At 65.8% G+C, this 19,392-nt stretch carries 19 protein-coding genes; 14 read left to right on the plus strand and 5 right to left on the minus strand.

The window, feature by feature from the left end; genetic code table 11:
• Nucleotides 1-3: 3 nt before the first annotated feature.
• Nucleotides 4-168 carry a hypothetical protein gene (locus tag O5K31_RS01420; protein ID WP_269715351.1) on the minus strand — a complete coding sequence of 55 codons (165 nt, stop codon included), beginning with the start codon at nt 166-168 and terminating at the stop codon, nt 4-6.
• Between the two features lie 126 nt (nt 169-294).
• Between O5K31_RS01420 and O5K31_RS01425 the strand changes: the two genes are divergently transcribed.
• The 6 genes from O5K31_RS01425 (at nt 295) to O5K31_RS01450 (ending at nt 6,400) form a co-directional block, all read left to right on the plus strand.
• Nucleotides 295-1,251, plus strand: coding sequence for a UDP-glucuronic acid decarboxylase family protein (locus O5K31_RS01425; protein WP_269715352.1), 957 nt, complete (start codon nt 295-297; stop codon nt 1,249-1,251).
• 66 nt (nt 1,252-1,317) lie between these two features.
• Nucleotides 1,318-1,614, plus strand: a complete 297-nt coding sequence (locus O5K31_RS01430) for a glycine zipper 2TM domain-containing protein (protein ID WP_269715353.1) — start codon at nt 1,318-1,320, stop codon at nt 1,612-1,614.
• 238 nt (nt 1,615-1,852) lie between these two features.
• On the plus strand, nt 1,853-2,512 hold the full coding sequence (locus tag O5K31_RS01435; RefSeq protein ID WP_269715354.1) for a hydrolase: 660 nt from the start codon (nt 1,853-1,855) through the stop codon (nt 2,510-2,512).
• Between the two features lie 98 nt (nt 2,513-2,610).
• Nucleotides 2,611-2,862 (plus strand): DUF1427 family protein, encoded by a 252-nt coding sequence (locus O5K31_RS01440; RefSeq protein ID WP_269715355.1) that lies wholly within the window; start codon nt 2,611-2,613, stop codon nt 2,860-2,862.
• Entirely contained in the window at nt 2,859-4,817 is a 1,959-nt protein-coding gene (locus O5K31_RS01445) for an amidohydrolase (RefSeq protein WP_269715356.1), read from the plus strand. Before O5K31_RS01440 ends, O5K31_RS01445 begins: the two co-directional genes overlap by 4 nt.
• 2 nt (nt 4,818-4,819) lie before the next feature.
• Nucleotides 4,820-6,400 carry an MFS transporter gene (locus tag O5K31_RS01450; protein WP_269715357.1) on the plus strand — a complete coding sequence of 527 codons (1,581 nt, stop codon included), beginning with the start codon at nt 4,820-4,822 and terminating at the stop codon, nt 6,398-6,400.
• A gap of 18 nt (nt 6,401-6,418) precedes the next feature.
• Here O5K31_RS01450 and O5K31_RS01455 read toward each other — a convergent pair whose 3' ends face one another.
• Nucleotides 6,419-7,348 carry a LysR family transcriptional regulator gene (locus O5K31_RS01455; RefSeq protein WP_269715358.1) on the minus strand — a complete coding sequence of 310 codons (930 nt, stop codon included), beginning with the start codon at nt 7,346-7,348 and terminating at the stop codon, nt 6,419-6,421.
• Between the two features lie 128 nt (nt 7,349-7,476).
• Here O5K31_RS01455 and O5K31_RS01460 point away from each other — a divergent pair, with 128 nt between their 5' ends.
• Nucleotides 7,477-8,175 carry a pirin family protein gene (locus O5K31_RS01460; RefSeq protein WP_269715359.1) on the plus strand — a complete coding sequence of 233 codons (699 nt, stop codon included), beginning with the start codon at nt 7,477-7,479 and terminating at the stop codon, nt 8,173-8,175.
• A gap of 187 nt (nt 8,176-8,362) precedes the next feature.
• The gene (locus O5K31_RS01465) at nt 8,363-8,569 is read left to right on the plus strand and encodes a hypothetical protein (protein ID WP_269715360.1); all 207 of its coding nucleotides are present in this window, start codon (nt 8,363-8,365) and stop codon (nt 8,567-8,569) included.
• A 5-nt stretch (nt 8,570-8,574) separates the two neighbouring features.
• Here the strand turns inward: O5K31_RS01465 and O5K31_RS01470 are convergent, their stop codons facing one another.
• The gene (locus tag O5K31_RS01470; RefSeq protein WP_269715361.1) at nt 8,575-8,889 is read right to left on the minus strand and encodes a hypothetical protein; all 315 of its coding nucleotides are present in this window, start codon (nt 8,887-8,889) and stop codon (nt 8,575-8,577) included.
• Between the two features lie 169 nt (nt 8,890-9,058).
• On the opposite strand from O5K31_RS01470, the gene rfaE1 reads away from it, so the two are divergent.
• The 6 genes from rfaE1 to O5K31_RS01500 all read left to right on the plus strand — a co-directional run bounded on the left by rfaE1 (nt 9,059) and on the right by O5K31_RS01500 (nt 16,755).
• Nucleotides 9,059-10,513 (plus strand): D-glycero-beta-D-manno-heptose-7-phosphate kinase, encoded by a 1,455-nt coding sequence (rfaE1, locus tag O5K31_RS01475; RefSeq protein WP_269715362.1) that lies wholly within the window; start codon nt 9,059-9,061, stop codon nt 10,511-10,513.
• Between the two features lies 1 nt (nt 10,514).
• Entirely contained in the window at nt 10,515-11,354 is an 840-nt protein-coding gene (locus O5K31_RS01480; RefSeq protein ID WP_269715363.1) for a class I SAM-dependent methyltransferase, read from the plus strand.
• A 6-nt stretch (nt 11,355-11,360) separates the two neighbouring features.
• On the plus strand, nt 11,361-12,626 hold the full coding sequence (locus O5K31_RS01485) for a glycosyltransferase (RefSeq protein WP_269715364.1): 1,266 nt from the start codon (nt 11,361-11,363) through the stop codon (nt 12,624-12,626).
• 123 nt (nt 12,627-12,749) lie between these two features.
• The gene (locus tag O5K31_RS01490; RefSeq protein WP_269715365.1) at nt 12,750-13,244 is read left to right on the plus strand and encodes a hypothetical protein; all 495 of its coding nucleotides are present in this window, start codon (nt 12,750-12,752) and stop codon (nt 13,242-13,244) included.
• 132 nt (nt 13,245-13,376) lie between these two features.
• Nucleotides 13,377-14,060: a M10 family metallopeptidase C-terminal domain-containing protein gene (locus tag O5K31_RS01495; protein ID WP_269715366.1), complete on the plus strand. Its 684-nt coding sequence runs from the start codon at nt 13,377-13,379 to the stop codon at nt 14,058-14,060.
• 283 nt (nt 14,061-14,343) lie between these two features.
• On the plus strand, nt 14,344-16,755 hold the full coding sequence (locus O5K31_RS01500; RefSeq protein WP_269715367.1) for a hypothetical protein: 2,412 nt from the start codon (nt 14,344-14,346) through the stop codon (nt 16,753-16,755).
• Nucleotides 16,756-16,825: 70 nt separating this feature from the next.
• Here the strand turns inward: O5K31_RS01500 and O5K31_RS01505 are convergent, their stop codons facing one another.
• Nucleotides 16,826-18,127 carry a glycosyltransferase family 4 protein gene (locus O5K31_RS01505; protein WP_269715368.1) on the minus strand — a complete coding sequence of 434 codons (1,302 nt, stop codon included), beginning with the start codon at nt 18,125-18,127 and terminating at the stop codon, nt 16,826-16,828.
• A complete protein-coding gene (locus O5K31_RS01510; RefSeq protein ID WP_269715369.1) occupies nt 18,124-19,353 on the minus strand; it encodes an FkbM family methyltransferase in 1,230 nt (409 codons plus the stop codon). Before O5K31_RS01510 ends, O5K31_RS01505 begins: the two co-directional genes overlap by 4 nt.
• Nucleotides 19,354-19,392 lie beyond the last annotated feature (39 nt).

The raw sequence follows: 19,392 nt of genomic DNA on the forward strand, positions 1-19,392 counted from the left end.
CTGTCAGTCGTCGATCGACGACAGCGGGTCCTGGCCTGTCATATCCTTGATGTGCTGGCGCTGCCGGCGCACGCCTTCTTCATGCTCTTGATCAGCTCGCCCGTCCTGCGTGACGGCCGGCTTGTGGTCGGCTCCATCGGCGGGCGTGATCTCATCGTCCTCTGACATGGCGGCTCCTTTCGAGGTTCACCAGCAAAAGGAACGCGCGGCGGCGAGCCTGGTGCTCGGGACGGGCGCATTGACACCGCTCTTGGGAATCGGCCAAGCCGGACCGTCAAGGGAACGGGGCGCACCATGCACGGCAAGCGGGTTTTGGTCACCGGAGGCGCGGGGTTCATCGGCTCGCACCTGTGCGAGCGACTGCTGGACGCCGGACACGAGGTCCTGTGCCTGGACAACTACTACACCGGCTCGCGCCGCAATGTGGCCCACCTGCTGGACAATCCCGACTTTGAGCTCTTGCGCCACGACGTGACGTTCCCGCTCTTCGTGGAGGTCGACGAGATCTACAATCTGGCCTGCCCGGCCAGCCCGATCCACTACCAGCACGACCCTGTGCAGACCACCAAGACCAGCGTCCACGGGGCCATCAACATGCTGGGCCTCGCCAAACGGCGGCGGGCCAAGATTTTCCAGGCGTCCACCAGCGAGGTCTATGGCGATCCCACCGTGCATCCGCAGCCGGAGGAGTACTGGGGCAACGTCAATCCCATCGGCATCCGCTCCTGCTACGACGAGGGAAAGCGGTGCGCCGAAACCCTGTTCTTCGACTACCACCGCCAGCACAAGCTGCGCATCAAGGTGGCCAGGATCTTCAATACCTACGGCCCGCGCATGCATCCCAATGACGGTCGGGTGGTCTCCAACTTCATCGTTCAGGCGCTCAAGGGGCAGGACATCACCCTCTATGGCGACGGCGATCAGACACGTTCGTTCTGCTATGTCGACGATCTGGTCGAAGGCTTCCTGCGCCTTATGGGAACGGACGACGACGTCACCGGCCCGATCAATCTGGGCAATCCCGGCGAGTTCACGATCAAAGCCCTGGCCGAGAGGGTCATCACCCTGACCGGCTCGTCCTCCAAGCTGGTCTACAAGCCGCTGCCGTCCGACGATCCGCGCCAGCGCCAACCCAATATCGACAAGGCGCGCGCGTTGCTCGACTGGGAGCCCACGGTCCATCTGGAGGCGGGCCTGACCAAGACTATCGCCTATTTTGACGCGCTGCTGGCGGAGGGCGCCGTGGCCTAGCGAGCGGAACCGCGCCCCCAGGCAGCGCATTGGACCTTCAAGTCACATCGATCCTGGAGGTTCACCATGCGTCCCATCGCTATCGTGCTGCTGTCGGCAGCCGCCCTGACCAGCCTGTCCGCCTGCGCCAGCAGCGGCTACGGCAACCGCTACGCATCCTGGGAAGATCGTTGCCAGGCTGAACGCGCGAACCAGCGTGCCGCGGGTACCGTCGCCGGCGCCGCCTTGGGCGCTCTGGCGGGCAGCGCCATCGCCGGCAACAGTTCCAACACGGCCGGCACGATCGCGGGCGGCGTCGTCGGCGGCGTCGTCGGCAATCAGGTCGCCAAGGGCGATCCCTGCCCGGCTGACTATTACCGCTAAGACGAAGTTGTCCGGATCGGCAGCTATGTGGCTGCGATCCGGAAAGCCGGTTTGAAGAGGGCGACGGGCTAACGCTCGCCGCCCTTTTTCATGGCCGTGCCTCAGGGGGCTTTTCAAGAAATTGGAAGCTTTGCCTAGATTTTATCCAGCTACATCGAGATTCAGCCAGGCGGTACCAATGAGATCACGGCGGGGGAGCAGTCAGCCCCGGGACGCCAGATCAATTTGGAGACCGACCATGACCATCACCGCCACCCCGACCGCCGCCAAGGGTTTGCTGACGCCTAGCGACCACGCCCTGATCCTCATCGACCTCCAATCGCAGATGGCCTTCGCCACCAAGTCGATCGCGCCGGAGCTGCTGCGCAACAACGCTGCTCTGGTCGCCCAGGCCGCCGCCGGCTTCAAGGTCCCCACCATCCTGACCACGGTCGCCGAGAAGAGCTTCTCGGGTCCGATGTTCGACGAAATCACCGACGCCTTCCCTGGTCAAAAGCTGCTGGACCGCACCTCCATGAACACTTGGGAGGACGCCGCGGTGATTGATGAGGTCAACCGCATCGGCAAGCAGCGTCTGGTTTTCGCGGGTCTTTGGACCAGCGTCTGCATCGTTGGGCCGGTGCTGTCGGCGCTCGAGCAAGGCTTCGAGGCCTATGTGATCACCGACGCCAGCGGCGACATCTCCGAGGAAGCCAATGAGCGCGCTGTCGCCCGCATGATCCAGGCCGGGGCTCGCCCCATGACCTCGCTGCAATACCTGCTGGAGCTGCAACGCGACTGGGCCCGCGCCGAGACCTACGACCTGACGACGGGCATCGCCCGCAAGGTCGGCGGCGCCTACGGCCTGGGCATCACCTACGCCAAGAGCATGTTCGGCGCCTCGGAGGGCGGCCACTGAGACAGGGCCTCGTCTTGAGACGACGCTGGCGCGCTTTCGTTCAAGATCATCACGCACGCCCAGCTGAACTATCCAGGCCAAACAGGAGCGTCGACGCCATGAAGATCTACCTCGTCTCCCTTGGCGCCGGCCTCCTTGTCGGGGTGATCTACAGCCTGCTGCATGTGCGCTCCCCGGCGCCGCCGGCCATCGCGCTGATCGGACTTTTGGGTATTTTGCTAGGCGAGCAGATGCTGCCGATCGCCAAGCGGGTCGCCTGCGGCCGGGAGGTGGTCGGGTTTCTTCGCAGCGAGTGCGCCGAGCGGGTCCTGGGGACCTCGTCCACACCGTCCAAGGAGCAGGATCGATGATCGGTCAGACCCGCCGACACACTCTCGCCGGCGCTACCGCCGCCGCTTTCGCCAGTTCCGCTTTCGCCTCGGCCAAGGAGCCCTCCGTGACCGCCACCGACCTGATCCTCGTCAACGCCAAGATCACCACCCTTGATCGCGAGAACCCGGCGGCCCAGGCGATCGCCATTCGCGACGGCAAGTTCCTCGCGGTCGGTTCGGAGGCCGAGGTTCGCGCCGCCGCGCCGAAGGCCAGGGTGATCGACGCCGGCGGTCGCCGGGTGATCCCGGGCCTGATCGACAGCCACATGCACATCATCCGCGGCGGGCTGAACTACAACATGGAGCTGCGCTGGGACGGTGTTCCGACCCTGGCCGACGCCATGGCCATGCTCAAGAAGCAGGCCGCCAACACCCCGCCGCCCCAGTGGGTGCGCGTGGTCGGCGGCTTCACCGAGCACCAGTTCGCCGAAAAGCGCCTGCCGACCATCGAGGAGATCAACGCCGCCGCCCCTGAGACGCCGGTCTTCATTCTGCATCTTTACGACCGCGCTCTGCTCAACGCCGCCGCCTTGCGCGCCGTGGGCTACACCAAGGACACGCCCAATCCGCCGGGCGGCGAGATCGTGCGCGACGCGGCCGGCAATCCCACTGGCCTGCTGCTGGCCAGGCCCAATGCGACCATCCTCTATTCGACCCTTGCCAAGGGGCCGAAGCTTCCCTTCGACTATCAGGTCAACTCCACCCGCCACTTCATGCGGGAGATGAACCGCCTGGGCGTCACCGGCGTGATCGATGCGGGCGGCGGTTTTCAGAACTACCCGGACGACTATCAGGTCATCGAGAAGCTGCATGCCGAAGGTCAGCTGACCCTGCGCCTGAGCTACAATCTCTTCACTCAAAAACCCAAGGAAGAACTGGCCGACTTCGCCGGCTGGGCCAAGCAGGTCAAACCCGGCGACGGCGACGACAAGTATCGGCACAACGGGGCCGGCGAGATGCTGGTCTATTCGGCCGCCGACTTCGAGGACTTCCGCGTCGAGCGCCCGGAAATGCCGGCCAACATGGAGAGCGACCTAGAGCCGGTGATCCGCCTGCTGTCGGAGAACCGCTGGCCGTGGCGTCTGCACGCCACCTATGACGAGACCATCACACGGGCGCTGAATGTGTTCGAGAAGGTCAACAAGGACATCCCCTTCGACGGTCTGCACTGGTTCTTCGATCACGCCGAGACGATCAGCGAGCGCAACATCGACCGCATCGCGGCTCTCGGCGGCGGCATCGCCGTGCAGCACCGCATGGCCTATCAGGGCGAGGACTTCATCGCGCGCTATGGGCCTAAGGCCGCCGAGGCGACGCCGCCCATCGCCAGGATGCTTGCCGCGGGCGTCCCGGTCGGGGCCGGCACCGACGCCACCCGCGTGGCCAGCTACAATCCCTGGGTCTCGCTGTCGTGGCTGGTCACCGGCAAGACGGTGGGCGGCACGCGCCTTTACGCCCCGGCCAACCGTCTGGACCGTGAGGCGGCCCTGCGTCTGTGGACGCACGAGAACACCTGGTTCTCCAATGAGGAGGGCAAGAAGGGCCGCATCAAGGAAGGCCAGCTGGCCGACCTGATCGTGCTGTCGGACGACTATTTCTCGGTGCCGGAAGACGCCATCTCGCAGCTGTCGTCGGTGCTGACCATCCTGGGCGGCGAGGTCGTGCATGGGGAGGGCGGCTATTCAAAGCTGGCGCCCGACCTGCCGCCGGCCATGCCCGACTGGTCGCCGGTGCGCACCTTCGGCGGCTATCAGAGCCGCAGCAAACCTTCGGGCAAGAGCGGCCTGGCCGCCGCGCTCAGTCGGGCCTGCTCGTGCGACGCCGCCTGCGGGGTGCATGGCCACGACCATGCCTCGGCCCTGGCGGCCGATGCGCCGACCGCCGACGCGCGCTCCTTCTGGGGCGTGATGGGTTGCGGCTGCTGGGCGGTCTGAGCATGACCCCCGCGCCCACCGCCCAAGCGCGATCCCCCCTAGGCTTTCCGCTGTTTCGGGCGCTCTGGCTGGCCACCATCGTCTCCAACATCGGCACCTGGATGCACGACGTGGGCGCGGGGTGGTTGATGACCTCCCTGTCGCCCAGTCCCCTGATGGTGGCCATGGTGCAGGCGGCCACCACCCTGCCGATGTTCCTGCTGGCCCTGCCGGCGGGCGCCTTGGCCGACATCGTCGACCGCCGCCGCCTGCTGATCGCGGCGCAGATCCTAGGCCTAATCGCCGCCGCGATCCTGGCGGCCCTGACCTGGCTGGGGCTGACCTCGCCCTATGTCCTGCTCGCCGCGACCTTTGTCCTTGGCACGGCTGCGGCGCTGAGCGCCCCTGTCTTCCAGGCCATCGTGCCCGAGCTAGTGGACAAGCCGGCCCTGCCCGACGCGGTCGCCCTCAACAGCCTGGGCGTCAATATCGCCCGGGCCATCGGCCCGGCGCTGGGCGGCGTGATCGTGGCCTTCGCCGGGACCCCGGCGGTGTTCGCGCTCAACGCCCTTTCCGTGTTCGCTGTCCTTGCCGTCCTGATCGGCTGGAAGCGCCAGCCCGCGGCCGGCGCATTGCCGCCCGAACACTTCATCGGCGCTCTGAAGGCAGGGGTGCGCTATGCCCGCCATGCGCCGGCGCTGCGTCTGGTTCTGATCCGCGCCGTTGGCTTCTTCCTGTTCGGCAGCGCGCTTTGGGCCATGTTGCCGCTGGTGGCCCGCCGCGAGCTTGGGCTCGACGCCGCCGGATACGGCGCCTTGCTGGGCTGCATGGGCGCCGGCGCCGTGATCGGAGCGCTGCTGCTGAGACGCCTGCGGGGACGTGTCGCGACCAACGTCCTCTCCATTGGCGCCACCGTGCTGTTCGCCGGCGCCGCTCTTGGCCTGGCGGCGTCACACAATCCCTATGTCGCCGGCGGCGTCATGGTGGTCGCTGGTCTGGCCTGGATCGGTATGCTGACCTCTCTGAACGTCGCCGCGCAGATGGCGGCGCCGGGCTGGGTCAAGGCTCGCGCCCTGGCGGTCTATCTACTGGTCTTCCAAGGGGCGATGACGGGCGGCAGCCTGTTGTGGGGCGCCCTGGCTGCCCGCACCGACGTGGCCACCGCTCTGATGGTCGCCGCCGCGGGCCAGATGCTGGCCCTGATCCTGGCGGTCTTTTGGCGTCTTCCCGCAGGCGAAGGCGCCGACCTGTCGCCGTCCGGCCACTGGGCTGAACCCGAGACATCAGGAGCGCCGCACGGGGACCGACCGGTGATGATCGAGATCGAATATCGTGTCGCCAGCGACCGGGTCGGCGAGTTCGTCGACGCCCTGCGGCGCTTCAAGACGGTGCGCCACCGCGACGGCGCGATCCGTTGGGACGTCTGGGAAGACGCCGCCGAGCCGGGGCGGGTTATCGAGAGCTTCGTGGTCGAAAGCTGGCTTGAGCACCAGCGCCAGCACGCGCGGGTCACCAACGCCGACCGGGTCGAGCAGGATCTGCTGAACGCCTTCCATCAGGGCGAAGAGCGGCCGGTGGTCCGCCACCTTCTTCGCCCCATCTAAGACCCGAGAAGGCCGGGCCTAGATGTCGCCGAATCCTTCCTCTTCGACATCATCCGCGCCCAGAGCCACGAGCTGGTCAAGCAGCCACGATGCGGCCGGTCCCGGCGGGGTGTCGCGCCGCCAGATTCCGGCGAAGCGATAGGTGCCCCCTTGGTGATCGGGCATGGCCAGGCGAAGCAGCGTGCCCGCCATCAGATCGGCCTCGATCATGGGAAGGGGCATATTGCCCCAGCCGATCCCCTCACGCAGCAAGGCGTGCTTGGCGCCAAGATCGGCCAGCCGCCAAGTGCGCGGGCTCAGCACGGAGAAATCCCGGCCATCGGTGAAGCGCGAGCGGTCGGTGAGAACCAACTGAATGTGCTTGCGGCCTTCGCCGGGGGGGATGCGCTCCATGCGCCCCAGCGGATGGTCGGGCGCCGCCACCGGCACCATGGCCACCGATCCCGCCGCGACGCATTCGACGCCCTCCACCCCCGCCGCCAAGGGCCCCGACAGGCCGATCACGGCCTGGCGATCCAGAACCATGGCGGTGATCGCGCCCAAGGCTTCCTGGTGCAGGCGAAGCTGGACGGTGGGATAGGCCTCGGCGAAGGCGCGCAAGACCTTTCCCAGACGCTCGGCCGGCAGCATCACGTCCACGGCCAGATCGACCTCGGCCTCCAGTCCGTCGAGCAGGCCTTTGACCTTGGCGCGCAGGGCGTCGATCCCCTGGGATACCGTCCGCGCCTCGGCCAGGACGGCGCGGCCGGCGACGGTGAGCTGCAGCTTGCGCGTGCTCTCGCGATCAAAAAGCTGCAGGCCCAGCTGGTCCTCCAGTTTGGAAATCCCGTAGCTGATCACCGACACCGCCCGGTTCAGCCGCCGCGCCGCGGCCGCCAGGCTGCCTCCGTCCACGACAGCCAGGAAGATGCGCAGCTGATCGAAGGTGGGCAGGCCGGGGTTGCTCACTATTCAATTCCATCGAACATTTTGGATGATTTTAAATGACTAATCGGAAGGGCGAGCAAGCACTAGATAGACGGTCATCGAAATGAGCCCGGCCCCCTGAGCGGCCGATCCGAAACGGAGACTTAGAGATGATCCAACTTCGCCCCTACAGCAGCCTCGGCGGTGAGAACCACGGCTGGCTGGACGCCAAGCACCACTTCTCCTTCGCCGGCTACTACGACGAAGCCCGCATGAACTGGGGCGCGCTGCGCGTCTGGAACGACGACACCATCGCTCCCCACACCGGCTTTCCGCCGCACCCGCACCGCGACATGGAGATTATCACCTATGTGCGCGAAGGCGCCATCACCCATGAGGACAGCCTGGGCAACAAGGGCCGCACCGAGGCCGGCGACGTGCAGGTGATGTCGGCTGGAACCGGGGTGCGCCATTCGGAGTACAATCGCGAGGACGTCACCACCAAGATCTTCCAGATCTGGATCATCCCGACCCGTTCTGGCGAAGAGCCTTCCTGGGGGGCCAAGCCGTTCCCCAAGGCCGACCGCAGCGGGGGCTTCGTGGCCCTGGCTTCGGGTCGCAAGGACGACGTTGACGCCCTGCCGATCCGGGCCGACGCGCGGGTCATGGGCGCGACTCTCAAGGCAGGCGAGACGGCTGAGTACGTCCTCGGCGCCGACCGCAAGGGCTATCTGGTTCCGGCCGTGGGGGTTGTCGAAGTCGAAGGGGTGCGGGTCAACGCCCGCGACGGCCTGGCCATCTCCGACCTGGAGTCGGTGAAGGTCACGGCCATCGAGGACAGCGAAATCGTCCTCGTGGACTCCATCTAAAAGGTTGGGCGGGGCGCGCAGGCGTCCCGCCCGTCTCAATTCATTCGCACAGGTCGAAGCAACGCGCGCCGACCTGTGGCGACAATACTTCACCGGGCCAAAGACCGTGCGTGCGTTGCTGACAGGCGTCGAATCATCCGCAGAATCAGCACACCCTGAAATCTTTCCAGATTCGGAAGGCTCACCGGTGACCCAGGCGACCTACATGTCCTTCGTGCCCAAGGCCAAGTGCGCCAAGCTGCGCGAGGTTCTGGAAGCCGAGAAGGACACTTTCCAGTGGCGTGAACGGCGCACCTTCAAGGGCAGCGAGTTCTATCTGACCGGCCCCTCAAATGTGGTGCGCGAAGCCCATGAGGGCATCACCCTTTGGCTGACCCGCCGCGAAATGTCCTGATCAAGTCATCGTCCCGCGCGTCCGCGACCGGCGGTCGCCGCGGCGACGCCCAGCAGGGCGGCCATTCCGCCACGTGTGCGCTTGTTGGTGACCAGGACGAGGCCCGCGCCGATGGCCAGGGCGAGCAGCACCGGCGAGCGTGACAAAGCGCCGACGACGTTCGAGGCCGCCGGCCGCACCGAAGCGGGCGCGCGCTCGACAAGGCCGTTGAGTTCGTTGGTCAGTCGATCCTTCAAACCCTTAGGCTGCGACGTCGGTGCGCTGGAAGAGGCCGGGGCGGAGGTCTGGTTGCGGTCGGGGAAGAGAGCGTTGAGCGGCATGTTGGTTCTCCGTGACCGACATCAACGCCGGCTTGGTCTGCTTTGATCCGAACCGTTTCGGCCGAGCCGATCATCTAATCATGCGGGTCGCCGTAGGTGACCCGGCCCGCTGCATGACAACCGCTCGCCGTCGCGATAGAGCTTGGTCGCAAGGGCATCCGGAGAGCGCATGCAGGAGATCGAACAGGTTGAGCGGTTGACCAGCGGCCGGGTGGTCGTGGTCGGCGATCTGATGCTCGATCACTATGTGTTCGGTCAGGTCGACCGTATTTCCGCTGAGGCGCCGGTGCCGGTGCTGCACGTGGGTGGCGAGCGCTGGACCCTGGGCGGCGCGGCGAACGTCGCCGCCAACATCATGGCGCTCGGCGGCCAGGCGGACCTGATCGGCATTGTTGGCGACGACGCCGATGGCGCGCGCCTCGAAGGTCTTCTCGACACGCCACATGGCGCCGTGGCCGCGCATCTCGTGACCGTCCCCGGTCGCCCGACCTCGCTGAAGACCCGCTATCTGTCTGGCCAGCAGCAGATGATCCGGGTCGATCGCGAAAGCGCCGAAGCCGCCGGCAAGAAGCAGGAAGACGCCCTGATCGGCGCCGTGGCCGGCGCCCTGCCGCATGGCGGGGTTCTGGTTCTGTCCGACTATGGCAAGGGCGTGCTGGGGGATCGCGTGCTGGCGGCCCTGTTTGAACTGGCTCGCGATCGATCGGCCACAACCATCGTCGATCCCAAGCGCCGCGATCTTTCGGCCTATCGAGGCGCCGATTTCATCACGCCCAATCGCAAGGAACTGAGCCTTTCCGTCGGCCTGCCCTGTGAAACGGACAAGGAAGCCGCCGCCGCCGCCCAGGCCGCCTTCGATGTCAGCGCCGCCGCGGTGCTGCTCACCCGCTCGGAAAAGGGCATGTCCCTGTTCCGGGACGGCGCCAAGCCGGTGCATCTGGCGACCATGGCCAAGTCGGTGTTCGACGTTTCTGGCGCGGGCGACACGGTGGTCGCCGCCGTGGCGCTTGGCCTGGCGTCGGGGCTCACCGCCGAGGCGGCCATGCGGTTGGCCAACGCCGCCGCCGGCGTGGTGGTGGCCAAGCAGGGCACGGCCGTAGCGACGCCGCGCGAACTGATCGACGAACTGCGAGGACCGGCCCAGCGCGCCGAGGGCGCCACGGGCCTGCTGCCGCTCAAGGGCCTTTGCGACCTGCGGGCCGACTGGTCACGCCAGGGGCTGACGGTCGGATTCACCAACGGCTGCTTCGACCTGGTCCACCCGGGGCATGTGTCATTGTTGCGCCAGGCGGCCGAGCAATGCGATCGTCTGATCGTGGCCTTGAATTCAGATGCTTCCGTTTCGCGGCTCAAGGGGCCGACCCGTCCGATCCAGGCGCTGGAGGCCCGCGCCCGCGTCATCGCCGCGATCAAGGGCGTCGATGCGGTGGTCGCCTTCGAGGACGACACGCCCCTGGCCCTGATCGAGGCGCTGCAGCCCGACGTCCTGGTCAAGGGCGCCGACTACACCGAGGACAAGGTGGTCGGCGGCGACGTGGTCAAGGCCAATGGTGGGCGGGTCTATCTCGCCAACCTTGTGGACGGCCAATCGACCACGGCCATAGCCGCCAGGGCGGCCAGCTGAGATGTTTGGCCGCGCTGGTCCCAAGGGAGCAGACGCAGCCGACGAACTCGCGGCGCTACGCGGCCGCATCGAAGCCTTGGAGCAGCGCGACAAGGCGGCGACGGATTTGCTTTTGCCCGGTCTATGGACGACGCTGGCGCGACTCTACGAGGGTGAGACTGGACAGGGGTCTCTCACCTGCCTGGCCTGCGCGCAGACCGCTTCTCCGGCCAGCTTTGGGGTGCGCGAAGATAGGTGTGTGTTTGGCGGCGGTCTTCTGAAGCGGTTCGAGTGTCCAGCCTGCGGCTGTGTCTTCGGACCGCAATGGTACCTCGACACGCCGTCCGAGGTCATCGACGCGGACTATCGCCAGCTCTACTTGAACTACCGCGAGGCCGACTCCACCGACGACGAGATCCGCGCGTTTCACCTGCTCGACCCCAAGCCGGAGGGCGTCTATCTGAACTGGGGCAGCGGCGCCTGGAGCCGTTCGGTGCAGACCCTGCGCGAACACGGCTGGGAGGTCTGGGGCTACGAGCCGCACGCGCAGACCGACAGTCCTTTCATCGTCCGCGACCGGGCGGAGATCAGCGCCCGCTTCGACGGGATATTTTCCAATAACGTCATCGAGCACTTCTTCGACCCCGCGGCCCAGTTCGCCGACTTCCATGACGTGCTGAAGCCGGGCGGCAGGATGGTCCACGCCTCGCCTTGCTACGCCTGGGCCTACGCCTATACGCGCTTTCACGTGTTCTTCCCGATGGGCGATGCGCCGGCGCGCCTGGCGGCGCGAACGGGCTATGCGCTGGACGGCCGGGTTGAAGACGGAGACTTTCGCGCCTGCCTGTTCCGGGCCATCTAGGCGCTCATGACGCAATCTACGCTTGGCGATCTTCGCCACCCCGCGCTCAAGGCGCTTCGTTCGCTGTGGCGGGCCGCACCCTTGCCGCCAGCCGCGCGTGGCGTGGCCGGGCGCACCGTGGCGGCGGTGATCGGCGCGCGGCATCGACGCTCGCGCCTTGAGGGCCTGGGCGTCGATCTGAAGCGCGGACCGATCGTGGTGTCGGGGTTCCACAACGAGGCGCTGGGCATTGGACGCGGCGGCCGTCTGACTGCGCAGGCTTTGGAGGACGCCGGCTATCAGGTGATCCGCCACGACGCCCGAGCGGCGATCCAGACCCCGGGGTTCGCCAATGTCGCCTTGCCGGGTGAAGGCGGGGTCTGGCTGCAGCATTGCAACGCGCCGGAAGCCATCGCCCTGTTCGACCGCGTGCGCCGCGAGGACCTCTTCGGCCGCTATCGTATCGGATACTGGGCCTGGGAGTTGCCGACGGCGCCCAAGGACTGGCTGCGGACGGCGCGTTTTTTCGACGAGATATGGACGCCGTCGCAGTTCACCGCCGACAGCTTGGCCGGCTGCGGCGTGCCGGTGCGGGCCATGCCTCATCCACTGCCGGACGTGACGGCCGATCCGGATCCCGCGCGGTTCGAATTCCTACCGGGGCGGATCAACTTCCTGGCCATGGCCGACCTGCGTTCCAGCGCGGCCCGCAAGAACCCGCTCGGCGCGGTGGAAGCCTTTCTGCGCGCCTTCCCGGAGCCACAGGCCAAGGCGGCGCTGACGCTCAAGCTGGTCCAGTCCCAGACTGACGCCGCGGCTATGCGCGCCCTGGGCGCAAGGATCTCGGGGCGTCCGGACATTCGACTGCTGGTCGAGGAATATGACGCTGACGACGTCCTGCGTCTCTTGGCCTCGGCTGACGTGGTCCTGTCGCTGCACCGGGCTGAAGGGTTCGGTCTGGTTCCGGCCGAGGCCCTGTCGCTGGGCCGGGCGGCCCTCGCCACCGGGTGGTCGGGAAACATGGAGTTCATGGCCGATCTGCCGGAGGCGCTTGTCCCCTACAGCCTCATCAAGGCGCAGGATTCCAGCGGTCGCTATCGTCGCCAAATGTGGGCTGATCCCGACCTGGACGCCGCCGCCGCCCAAATCCGTCTTCTGACAGAGGATGCAGCTCTGCGCGCGCATATCGGACGGAAGGGACGGGAGGCTGTGGCGACCTTGCGGCGCGCCTGGTCCCGAGATGCGCTGAAGGTGCTGCCGATCGATGGCTGCGCCGCACGAACCCGCGACTGATTTTCCAGCCAACGCACCCATTGCGACGAACGCCTTAAATTGGCGACGAACGGAATTGCGTTCTTACTGGAGTCAAACTTACTGGACACCTCAGCCAAGCTGACGCGTTTTGAGGTGCTTGAAATGGCCAATTTCGATTTTGGGGTGACCTTGACGGCGCTCCCGCTTTCCGCCGGATCGGTGGGTCTGCCGGTCGCCACGGCGGCCAACGCCCCGTTCGACATCTCCAAATTGGGCGCTTTCGCCAGCATCGTCGGCGAAACCGTCCTGCAGACCGGACAGCGCATGGTCGCGATCGATCTGGACGGCGACGGCGTCCAGAATGGGTTTGTGGTGCTTGGCTCCTACGGGGACATGCCCTTCCTGGCAGGCGAAACCCCGGCCGCGTGGGACGGCCACTTTATCGTGACGGCCGGCGAGGGCGTCCCGATCTCTTCGATCTTCTTCGGGGATTTCCCACTTCCCGACAGCCTGGAGCCGAGCCCCAACGCTTTCGATGCGGGCGGCTTGGCCGGGGTGTCCTGGATGGTAGACCTGCCCGCCGACGCCCTCACAGTCACCTCGGTGGGCGAGCCCATCGTGTTCACGGTGGCCGAGGGCGGTTCCTGGCTGTTCTGATCCAGTTGGAAGCTGGGAGAGCATGCTGGCCTCTCCCAGGCTCGCTGTCACAAACCTGATATTGCGTTATTACTGGATTTGTTGTTACTAGATCCTCGTAAGGCGCAGCTTGCGCCATGTGAGGAGTTTTGCATGTCGACATCCACGCCGGGCGGTGAAGGCCGTCTCCGCGCCACCGTCGGGACCGAAGGCGATGATCGCATCATCGTCGAGACTGGAACCATCGCCGTGGGCAATGGCGGCAAGGACGTGTTCGTCCTGACCTCGGCCGGCGCGAGCGGCGGGTCCGAGCGCCTGGGCGCGATCACCGACTATGTGGCTGGCGACGATGTCCTGGATCTGACCCAGCTGGGCGCCAAGGCTTCGATTCTGGGCGAGGGTAGGATGATCGACGGCTCGACCCGTCTGTCGATCGACTACGACGGCGACGGCCGCGAAGACGGCTATCTCTATGTCGGCGGCGCCGGCTTCATTCCGGCCGACGACAATTTCCAGTCGCCCATGCCGATCATCGACGGCGAGTTCCACATCTTGCCCTTCCCAATGCCGGGCGACGGCGAGGTGATCGGCGGGCCGGTCAATGACGGCGAGTTCCACATTCTCCCGTTCCCGATGCCTGGCGATGGCGTCGTCGAAGATGGTGAGATGCACATCCTGCCCTTCCCGATGCCCGGCGACGGTCCGTTCCCGGTGACGGTGGGCGAAGGCGAGTTCCACATCCTGCCGATCAACCTTCAGACGGTGCAACTCGGCCACGTCGTGATCGTCGGCCAGACCCTGACCCTGAACGACTTTGCTACCTTGATGGCGGCCTAATCCGATCGAAGGTTTGGTGAAGGGGCCGAAGCCGGTGCTGCTTTGGCCCCTTCATACTGTTCTTGCGGGGCGCCATGGAAGTCCGTGGCGCGTCGATGAAGCACGCCGTTTTATTGGCGGATTTGTAAATCGAGCAAGGGATTGCCGATGAGCAACAAAAGGCGATGTGACGCATAAAAACGCACGCCGAAGCCTAGCCTGTTAAGTAAATCCATAGGTAGTGTGTCGTGAATCACGCGCGAGCGGCGCGGTTAGTGGCGCACGGCATACCCTGGGGGCTTTAATGGCTGCGATAGTTTCAATCACCCGCGCAAGCGCGACGCCAACGTCCGACGACGCGCTGCTTTTCACTGTCACCTTCAACGCCCCGGTCCAGGGTGTTGACGCGGCGGATTTTGAACTTGCGGCCACGGCCACTGCGGCAGGCATTATTTCCGGCGTCAGCAGCAGCGATGGCGGCACCACTTGGCAGGTATCTGTCATCGGCGTTACGGGAACTGGCAACCTCGGGCTCAACCTGAAAGCCGCCAAAACGATCACCGATCTATCGAACGTGGCGATCGATGCAGGCGGTCTGGTCGGACAAGTCTACGCCCTGGACAACACGGGCCCCGCGGTAACGTCGGTCGCCGTCCCGGCGAACGCCACCTATCATACCGGTGAGAATCTCGACTTCACTGTGACGTTCGACCAAGCTTTCACGGTGACCGGCACGCCACGCATCGCGCTGACCGTCGGCACGTCCACGGTCTATGCGAACTATGTCAGCAGCGCCGGCAATACGGCGCTCTTCCGGTATACGGTGACTTCAGGAGCGGTTGATGCGAACGGGATTGAAGTCGGTGCCCTCAGCTTAAACGGGGGGACGATCAAGGATGGTCTTGGCAATAACGCCTTCCTGACGCTCAACGCTGTCGGCGTCACGACTGCGGTCCTCGTGGACGCTACCGATCCTACGGTTGCCTCGACGACAAGCCCTACGGCAAAAACCTACGTCGCAGGCGAGCATCTCGACTTCACAGTGAAGTTTAACGAAGTGGTGAATGTCACGGGGACGCCCTTCCTTGCCGTGACCATCGGCACGAGCGTAGTTCAGGCGACCTACCTTTCCGGCACCGGGACGGACACGGTCACGTTCCGCTACACGGTGCTCGCTGGAAACATAGACACCAATGGCATCTCGGTCGCCAGCGGCATCACCTTGAATGGCGGATCGATCAGAGATGGGCAGGGCAACCATGCCGTGGGTAGCGGTATTAGCTTCCCTGGCCTTGGTAGCGTTCTAGTCGATGCGGCTCCGCCTGCAGTGTCTTCAATCGAGCGGATCGGCCCGGAGATCACGAAGGCCGCCACCCAGCAGTTCACCGTCACCTTCTCAGAGAGCGTCACTGGCGTTGATCTAACGGATTTCACGCTCGCTACGACCGGTTCGGCCACGGGAACGCTCAGCTCAATTTCGGGCAGCGGCTCAACCTACACGGTGACTGTCACCGGTGTGTCAGGCGATGGCGCCTTGGGTCTGAACCTCAACGGTGCCGGTACTGCGATTGTCGACTCTACGAGTGCTCCGATCGGCGGGGGCTTCACCGGTCAAACCTTCGTAATTGACAACACAGCACCGACCACGCTGACCATCGGCGCGGTGGCGACAAACGACGTCATCAGCGCAGGCGAGACAACTGGGCTCAAGATCACCGGTACGGCAGAGGCTGAAACCACCGTACAATTGAGTTTTGGCGGTGTTGTTCGAACCCCGACGCTCACCGCGGGCAACTGGAGCTACGAGGTCACGGATGACGATCTGCGGGCGATGGGCTCGGGCGCAGAAACTCTGAGCGTCACCGCTACCGACAAGGCCGGCAACGTCAGCGCTGCGGTCACCCGCCCGATTTCTATCGATATCGGCGTGGTGCCTTCGGGTCCTGGGACGCCGACTACGCCTACGCCGGGAACCCCAGGCCCCAAACCGACCAGCATCGCCGATGTGGTCAAGCTAGCGCCCGCCGAAGCGACCAAGGCGGTCCTTGAAGCTGCGAGCATCATCCCAGATTCGAGCAAGGTTACCGCTGGGACGGGAACGGCGGCGACGGTCTATAAGAACGTCAGCGACGCCTTTAGCGCCTATTCGGCCGGTACGATTACGCTGGAGCAACTGGAAGTCCGCCTCGTGGACGCCACGCTGCCGACGACTGGCGTGGCCCACGACGCCTACAAGTTCTTCACCGGCTCAGCACCGACGCCGGCGGGCATGACCTATCTGATCGATTCGCCGACCAATACATCGGACCTGACGGACGCGTACTACGGCGTCTTCACCCTGGAGAATCGGTACATCAATTTCTCGGTCAACCTGGGCAAGCTGGGTGAAGGCCGTGCAGCTTTTGAGGCCAAGTACGGGACGATGACGTTCTCGCAGGCGGTCGAGAAAGCCTACGGTGATATCATTGGGTTCGCGAACGCCATCGGGGCAGGCGTCGATTTTGCGAAGTCACTTAGCTACATCGAATCCCAGCGCAGTTATTTCGAAGCATTGGGTGGCGACTCGCTTGGGGCCAAAGCCGCGATGGTGGGCTATGTCCTCAGCGTGGGAAGCACGTTCCATCTTGGCAACTACTATGCGGACCTGAAGGACTATGTCCTTGACGGCGTCGTAAGCAGCGCCGGCTCGCCGGCGGCAAGCTGGGACCTTATCTGATCTCATCTACGACTGAATTGAAGAACGGCCCGGAGACCTTTCCGGGCCGTTTTTCTTGTCTGCAGCGGCTCTAGCGCGCCGCCGCGAACAGTAGGGCCAGCTTGCTCGAAAGATCGCTGATGCTCGGGTGATCCCTATCCAGGCCCAGTTGAGAAAGCCGCCAGCCCATGCGTCCGCCCACGGCGAGCAGCGGCAGGGCGTCGATGGTGGCTTGAGCCGCGGCCTCCAGGCCTTCGGCGTAACGCTCTGGTCCCAGAGCGTCGAGCGCGTAGGCTCGCGCCTCTTCGCCCATCTTGCGTCGGCCCGCCGGATCGGCGGCGAGGCGTTCGAGCGCGGCGGTCAGTTGCGCGGGATCGACCTGCGGCTCAATCTTGCAGACCAGATCATCGGGCAGTTCGCCGTAGAAGCCGGCGTCGCAGACGATGGTCGGGCGGCCCGACAGCATGCCGTCGATCACCGAGCCCGAGGCGCCTTCCAGCACCGGACGGCGCAGGCAGGTGATGATGTCGGCGTCGGCCATGGCCGACTCGAAGGCGTCGTCATCCACCGCGCCTTCGATCGACAGGCCGGTAAAGCCGAGTTCTGCAGCCAGCGCGGTCAGCCGCTCGCGCTCTGACTCAAGGATCGCGCCCACCAGGCGATAGCGGACGGCGGCCTTCAAGGTCTCGGAGGCGGCGATCGCCTGGATCACCTCGGCGGCGCACTTGTTGGCATTCATCACGCCCAGGGTGACGACCACCAGCTCCCTGCACTTGCGGGCGGGCGCCGGGCCGCCGGGACGAGCGGGGCCGCACAGGGGGATCATCCCGACCGGGCCGGGACAGACGGCTTCCAGCCGGGGGCGATAGAAGTCGGCATGGGACAGGGCCCCCATGCATCGCCGGGCGACCCATTCGGTCATCGGGATCACCTGGGCGATTTGGCCCATGTCCAGTTCCCCAGAGCGCGCGGCGCGTGCGGTGTCCAGGGCCTCAGGGCCATACACGGCCTCGATCTCTCCGTCGTGTACCTTCCAGTCCAGCTTCTGATCGTACAGCCAGCCCGAGAACAGGTTGTAGATGTAGAAGTCGTGGAACACGCCCAGCGACGGCAGGTGCTCCAGCACCGGGAATATCCCACCATGGAACAGGTAGTTGTCGCCCACATTGACGATGGCCAGATCCACCTGCCGCGCCAGAACGGGCAGGTCCACCTTGCTCCAGTGCCGGCAGGGCAGGGTCGTGGGATGCAAAGGCGCGTCGGGATCATCGATGCTTTCGCTGCGGATGATCTGCACCTCGTGGCCGCGGGCGGCCAGCTGGTCGGCGACGGCGGCGTTCACCCGGCCGATGGCCGAGCGCTGCACGAAGGGGGTGACGATGGCGAGCTTCACGCCGCGCCCAACCGCTTGGCGGCGGCCCCGCCCGGTTTGACGAAGGCGATGTTCACCGACTCCACGTCCTTCAATCCCTTGGGATCGCAGGGATAGACCGCGCCGGTGGGCTCGGCGATGGCGTAGGCGGCGTAGCCCTTGGAGGTGAAGGCCTTGAACCAGGCGGCGGGTGTGATGCCGACCCGCTCCAGATGGCTCGGCCCATATTCGGCGATGATCGCCAGATCCTTGTTGGCCTTCAGCAGGCCGTCCATGCCGGCCAGCACGTCGAGCTCGGCGCCCTCCACGTCGATCTTCACGACATCGAGCCGGGTCTTCGGGCCGATGGCCTGATCGAGGGTGACGACCTTGACCTTCACCTTCTTGGCCGCCTTTTGCTCGTCGCCGGGCAGGGCGTAGAGGGAGGAGTGGCCAATGATCGGGCTGACATTGAAGGTCAGGGTCCCGGCCTCGCGGCCCACGGCGGTGTCGCGCAGATCCACCCAGGCCAGGCCGTTGGCCGCCGCCATCTTGGAGGCGAGGGTGCGGGGACCCAGCTCAGGCTCGAACGCCCAGACCTTGCCGGTGTGGCCGGTCGCCCGGGCGCAGACCAGGGTCAGCAGGCCCACATTGGCGCCGACGTCGGCGACGTTCATGCCGGGCGCGATCAGCTTCTTCAAAGCCCGCCGGGTGCCGGGCTCCAGCCCGCCGGTGGTGGCGTCGGCCAGCATGAGGGTGAACAGCGGCTGGTCGCGGGGCGCCATGACGTAGCCGTCGCCCAGGCGCACGGCGATGGTGTCGACGTCATAGTCGATCAGCGGCCGGGTCTTCAGCTCGATCTCGTCGAATCGGGGGCCGAACAGGCCGGCCAGCCCTTCGATGCGGGCGTCCATGTGCTGAACAAGGGCGGTCTGGCGGGTCGCCTGGGCCGAATCGAGGCCGCGATGAACAGTCAGCATGGAGGCCTGCATGGATCGCTCCAGCCGCTCCATCTGTTCCGACAGCTCGCTGATGCGGCCGTCCACGTGCCGCAGGTGATGCTCGACCGAGGCGTTCAGATAGCGGCGGGCGTAGTGGGCGACGGGACCAAACGCCTTTCCGATCAGGCGGCGCAGAGGGTTGCGACCGCCTGCGGGCGTTTCCGGTTCGGCGTGCTGCGGCCCCTCGCGGCGAGGGCCAACGGCGGGCGGGGCCTCATGGCGCTCCATGGCGTTGCGGATCGAGAGATCGAGTCGGGCGGGCCTCAAGGCGGTCTCCGTCGCAGAGTCTATAGAGCAGGATGCACG

The organism is Caulobacter sp. NIBR2454 (genome assembly GCF_027474405.1).
Classification (GTDB): Bacteria; Pseudomonadota; Alphaproteobacteria; order Caulobacterales; family Caulobacteraceae; genus Caulobacter.

Coding starts and splice junctions, on each gene's coding strand:
- O5K31_RS01420 (WP_269715351.1), bottom strand. CDS start 168: ATGTCAGAGGACGATGAGATCACGCCCGCCGATGGAGCCGACCACAAG.
- O5K31_RS01425 (WP_269715352.1), top strand. CDS start 295: ATGCACGGCAAGCGGGTTTTGGTCACCGGAGGCGCGGGGTTCATCGGC.
- O5K31_RS01430 (WP_269715353.1), top strand. CDS start 1,318: ATGCGTCCCATCGCTATCGTGCTGCTGTCGGCAGCCGCCCTGACCAGC.
- O5K31_RS01435 (WP_269715354.1), top strand. CDS start 1,853: ATGACCATCACCGCCACCCCGACCGCCGCCAAGGGTTTGCTGACGCCT.
- O5K31_RS01440 (WP_269715355.1), top strand. CDS start 2,611: ATGAAGATCTACCTCGTCTCCCTTGGCGCCGGCCTCCTTGTCGGGGTG.
- O5K31_RS01445 (WP_269715356.1), top strand. CDS start 2,859: ATGATCGGTCAGACCCGCCGACACACTCTCGCCGGCGCTACCGCCGCC.
- O5K31_RS01450 (WP_269715357.1), top strand. CDS start 4,820: ATGACCCCCGCGCCCACCGCCCAAGCGCGATCCCCCCTAGGCTTTCCG.
- O5K31_RS01460 (WP_269715359.1), top strand. CDS start 7,477: ATGATCCAACTTCGCCCCTACAGCAGCCTCGGCGGTGAGAACCACGGC.
- O5K31_RS01470 (WP_269715361.1), bottom strand. CDS start 8,889: ATGCCGCTCAACGCTCTCTTCCCCGACCGCAACCAGACCTCCGCCCCG.
- rfaE1 (WP_269715362.1), top strand. CDS start 9,059: ATGCAGGAGATCGAACAGGTTGAGCGGTTGACCAGCGGCCGGGTGGTC.
- O5K31_RS01480 (WP_269715363.1), top strand. CDS start 10,515: ATGTTTGGCCGCGCTGGTCCCAAGGGAGCAGACGCAGCCGACGAACTC.
- O5K31_RS01485 (WP_269715364.1), top strand. CDS start 11,361: ATGACGCAATCTACGCTTGGCGATCTTCGCCACCCCGCGCTCAAGGCG.
- O5K31_RS01490 (WP_269715365.1), top strand. CDS start 12,750: ATGGCCAATTTCGATTTTGGGGTGACCTTGACGGCGCTCCCGCTTTCC.
- O5K31_RS01495 (WP_269715366.1), top strand. CDS start 13,377: ATGTCGACATCCACGCCGGGCGGTGAAGGCCGTCTCCGCGCCACCGTC.
- O5K31_RS01500 (WP_269715367.1), top strand. CDS start 14,344: ATGGCTGCGATAGTTTCAATCACCCGCGCAAGCGCGACGCCAACGTCC.